Source organism: Zhongshania sp., from assembly GCF_041584495.1.
Lineage (GTDB): Bacteria > Pseudomonadota > Gammaproteobacteria > Pseudomonadales > Spongiibacteraceae > Spongiibacter.
The window spans coordinates 1-2,825 of the sequence record NZ_JBFHDY010000223.1 but is presented as its reverse complement, the minus strand read 5'-3'; the positions used below and the strand labels follow the sequence as shown (position 1 = coordinate 2,825).

At 52.1% G+C, this 2,825-nt stretch carries 4 protein-coding genes; 2 read left to right on the top strand and 2 right to left on the bottom strand.

What is annotated here, in order from left to right; all coding sequences use genetic code 11:
• Positions 1–337: 337 nt before the first annotated feature.
• The gene (locus ABYP33_RS18385; protein WP_373092717.1) at positions 338–556 is read left to right on the top strand and encodes a hypothetical protein; all 219 of its coding nucleotides are present in this window, start codon (positions 338–340) and stop codon (positions 554–556) included.
• Positions 557–564: 8 nt separating this feature from the next.
• On the top strand, positions 565–1,101 hold the full coding sequence (locus ABYP33_RS18380) for a hypothetical protein (RefSeq protein ID WP_373092716.1): 537 nt from the start codon (positions 565–567) through the stop codon (positions 1,099–1,101).
• Positions 1,102–1,118: 17 nt separating this feature from the next.
• Here ABYP33_RS18380 and ABYP33_RS18375 read toward each other — a convergent pair whose 3' ends face one another.
• A complete protein-coding gene (locus ABYP33_RS18375) occupies positions 1,119–2,318 on the bottom strand; it encodes an SAM-dependent methyltransferase (protein WP_008253297.1) in 1,200 nt (399 codons plus the stop codon).
• A 146-nt stretch (positions 2,319–2,464) separates the two neighbouring features.
• Positions 2,465–2,825: phosphoenolpyruvate carboxykinase (ATP) (locus ABYP33_RS18370; RefSeq protein ID WP_373092714.1), on the bottom strand; the 361-nt coding region annotated here is incomplete at its 5' end.

Sequence of the window (2,825 nt, the reverse complement as noted above, 5' to 3'; positions counted from 1 at the left end):
CAGCCAGACCTAGGTTTGCCAAAAACACTTCTTTTGCCAGTGCGTTAGCTTTTTCGATTTTACTTGCTTCGGTCATGATGACGTCCTCATTGAGAATGAAATAGTAGGCTATTTAGAGCCAGATTTCGGCGAGAACTGCTATTGCTCGCTGACTTGGGTGCAAGAGTACGGAGATTAATTAGAAAGCACATACTAATCCTGCGGTAAGTCCCTATTTCGCGCTTATTATATTCCCCGCATCGTTATACAGCATTAACGCGGTATTGCGCTTAGCGGGAAACTTAGGTTATATAGTTGTTACCTTCTAGGCCGCTTGTCGGAATATAACGAGGTATTCATGGCTCAAAACAAGAATAAAGCGGGGCAGCCCACGCCGTTGCGAACAGCAAGGGAGTTGCGGGTTATTTTTGAAATGCTGGCAATGGTCAGTTTTCGATCAACGCTGGACAAAATAAAGTGCGGCGACGGTCACCCGGTGGTAGTAGCGCCGTCTTTTATGACCGGCGATGGCTGCGCCGTCGCGGCTTTGCGGCCTATGGTTGGGAGCAGGGCTTGAACAGCGGTATGTCTGAGCAAAAATACTTGGCTTACGAGCGCCACGTAAAAGAGCTTGCCGCGCGCCACTGCCGTAAAGTCAGTGTGATTGGCTGGAGCTTGGGGGGAATCTATGCCCGAACCTTGGCCTACAAAAATCCAGATATTGTTCGCCAAGTCATTACCCTGGGCTCGCCAATTCATATTCCCGGTATGGATGGGGTCACTGGGCCGGTTTTAAAGCTCTACGAAATGATGAATCCCGGTGCCCTAACTGATCCAATGTTAGAGTGGCAAAATTGCTGGCAGGCGACGCCGACTGTGCCGTCCACGGCTATGTACAGTGAGGGTGACGGTATTGTCGATTGGCAGTTCTGTATCGATAAGGAATTAAATAGCAATACTGAAAATTTGCGGGTGCCGGGCAGTCACGTCGGTTTAACCCATAATGTTGCGGTAATGTACGCCGTGGCGGAGCGTTTGGCGCAGCGCGAAGATCGCTGGCAGCCCTTCGATGTGAGTGGCTTGCGAAGCAGGGTTTACGCCCACTCGGCAGTGCCAGCCTAGGCTGTCTGGCATTGCGGCTAGGCGTCGGCGTTAAGCAGGCGCTCTAGGCAGTGCTCCTGAATACCATAAAAAGTTTTAATATCGGAAATCTGCTGCAGCACTTCGCTGTTGTCGCGGTGTTGCCGCCGCTTTTGTGCCAGTATCATTTTATTTTTACTGGTGTGCTCCAAAGAAATAAATTCAAAGACCTTGGTGTCGTAGCCATGCGCCTCCAGTAATAGCGCGCGTAGACCGTCGGTTAGCATTTCGGCCTCTTGGCCAAGGTGAATGCCGTGTTGGAGCAGTGGCGCGAGCGGTGCTGGGCTTTTCAGTTGGGGACGAAGTTGTTTGTGGCAGCAGGGCGAGCACATAATAATGTCGGCGTTGCTGCGAATCCCCATGTGAATTGCGTAATCGGTGGCAGTGTCGCAGGCGTGTAGGGCGATCATGACGTTAATGTGCTGGGCCGCGAAGTGTTGAACATCGCCCTGTTCAAATTTGATGCCCTGCAAGTTTAGCTTTGCGGCGGTGTTATTGCAGAGGTCGACCAGCTCTTGGCGCAACTCTACGCCGGTGACTTGGGTGCTCATGCCCAGTTTGTCGTGGAGGTAGTCGTGGAGGGCAAAGGTTAAATAGGCTTTGCCCGAGCCAAAGTCGGCAATGTGAATGGTCTCGCGTTCAGTTAGAGTCGTATTGCTGATGGCGGTGGCGAGTACTTCAATGAAGCGGTTGATCTGCTTCCATTTGCGGGACATGGCGGGAATAATTTGGCCCTGGGAGTCGGTTATGCCAAGCGCCTGTAAATAGGGTCGGCATTGCTCCACAAAGCGGTGCTTTTCGCGGTTGTGCTGCAGGGCTTCGGCGGGCGCAGTAGCGCTGTCTTTGTTGCGGTGTTTATTGAGTAGCGGCTTACCCTTCTTGCTAAAACGCAGTTGAATTTCCCAGTCGGTACTGACCATGTGGGCATTATTAAAGTCGTTGCCTAACCAGCGCTGCAGCAGGCTTACGGCGTCGTCTAAGCTGACATTTTTGGTGACGTGACGGCTGCGGTATTCATAGAGAAAGGACAGCAGTAGCGTGTTTTTTAGATTAATTGGGCGGATGCTGATGCGATTGAGTTCGGGTTCGTCACCCTGGTATTTAGATAGCACCAAGCGCTGTAGTTGGCCCTTATTAAACGCGTGCTCGCAGTCGCTAATAAAGCGGGTGGTGTGCTCTGCCGAAGGGTTTGCAGTCATAGGTTTGCCCAATAAGCAATCGAGGTAATACGCAGGGCGAGGCCTTCGCACTAGGGAGTGATAAGTGTGGGCCGGATAGGGAGATCCGGCAAGTTTACAGGCATAAAAAAGGGCAGCTAAGCTGCCCCTTTTTTATGGCGTATTGCTTAGGCTTGGGGGCCTGCGGCAATAATGGCCTCGGAAACGTCAAACTTCTTGATGTTTTCTTGGAAGAGGCGAGCCAGTTTAGAAGCTTCAGCATCATAAGCAGCTGCGTCGCCCCAGGCTTTGCGAGGGTTGATGTACTTGTCATCAACGCCTGGAATCGTCTTGGGGATCGTCAGGTTTAGTGCTTCTAAGCGCTCAGTTTCGGCGCCAATCAGCGTACCGTTTTGAGCAGCGGCAACCACGGCGCGGGTTACGGGGATCGGGAAGCGTGAGCCAGTACCGCCCGCTGCGCCTGAACCGCCAGTCCAACCAGTGTTGATTAGATAAACCTGAGAGTCGAAATCTTCGATGCGCTTCATT